Source organism: Pseudoalteromonas luteoviolacea NCIMB 1942 (assembly GCF_001625595.1).
Lineage (GTDB): Bacteria > Pseudomonadota > Gammaproteobacteria > Enterobacterales > Alteromonadaceae > Pseudoalteromonas > Pseudoalteromonas luteoviolacea_A.
In genome coordinates this window covers 1-1,128 of record NZ_AUXT01000097.1, presented here as the reverse complement: position 1 = coordinate 1,128, position 1,128 = coordinate 1, and the positions used below count along the sequence as shown (strand labels likewise).

At 41.4% G+C, this 1,128-nt stretch carries 1 protein-coding gene; it reads left to right on the top strand.

Features of this window, described 5'->3' with window-relative positions:
• Positions 1 to 655 (top strand): RHS repeat-associated core domain-containing protein (locus N482_RS05425; RefSeq protein WP_081227776.1); only part of this gene is annotated, 655 nt, incomplete at its 5' end.
• Between the last annotated feature and the right edge of the window lie 473 nt (positions 656 to 1,128).

Genomic DNA, 1,128 nt, shown 5'->3' with positions numbered 1-1,128 from the left:
CTATGATCCAGTTATCGGGCGTTTCTATTCGAATGATCCGGTTGGTTGGACTCCTAAGAATCCTGTGATGTCGTTTAACCGTTATTTATATGTGAATAACAATCCATATAAGTATACTGATCCTAATGGCGAATTTTTAAACTTTATCATAGGGGCTGCGGTAGGTGCAGCTATAGAAGCGGGAGTTCAACTAGCGACAACTGGAAGCATTGATAAAGACTCGGTTATGGCAGCGGCTGCTGTTGGAGCTGTAACTGGTGGAGTTGGTGGTTTGCTGGCTAAAAGTGCTGCTAAAGGTGCTATTACTGCTGGGGAAGCTGTTGCAGCGACAGCTTCTACTGGAGGGCTTGCAAATGGTATAGCAACAGCAACAACTAACCCTGACGCTTCAGCAGGAGACATTGCTACTTCAATGGTATTAGGTGCTGCCGGAGCAGGAGCTGGTGCAAAAATCGCGAATAAAGCAGTTGCAAAGTTAGAGAATATGGCAAGTTCTGGAGGCATTCCAGGCCACATCGCTAATACAACTAGAAGTGCAGGCGAAGTTGCTAGTAAAACGTCTGCTGGTGCTGAAGTCGGTAAAATTGCCGCAGATACAGTAAGTAATGCAGGTACAAAAGCCGCAAGTTGTGATTCCAAACAAGATGGGTGTTAATAAGAGGATCTAAATTGAAAACTCAATTAATTAAATATTTACTAGGTCAAGAACTAACTTACGCTGCTATATGTGTAGTTGTAGCTTTAATAGTTAGTATTAACCACGGTTTATATCCGGCATTAAAAGCTTTTGGTTACTGTTTTCTATTTCTTCAACCTATCATTCTATTTGTTAATAGAGATATCGTAATGGAGCTATTTGGCAGTAATAAGAACAAACACCTGTAACTGTTCTTTTTGAATCCAAAGCCTCGCAGTCGCGGGGCTTTTTGTTGTTTTCAATAAGATCGTAAGGGGCTTTATTTTGGCTGCTTTTGAAGCCAAGGGAGTTAAAATATCCCCCGTAGATACTTAACTGCATATTTTCATGCATCGCGATCACCGTGAAAGAATAATTAAAGAAGACACCCCGAATTCAACATGCAAGTGCACCATTATAAACTATCAAGTGAAAAGACTTCCTCAGGCGTC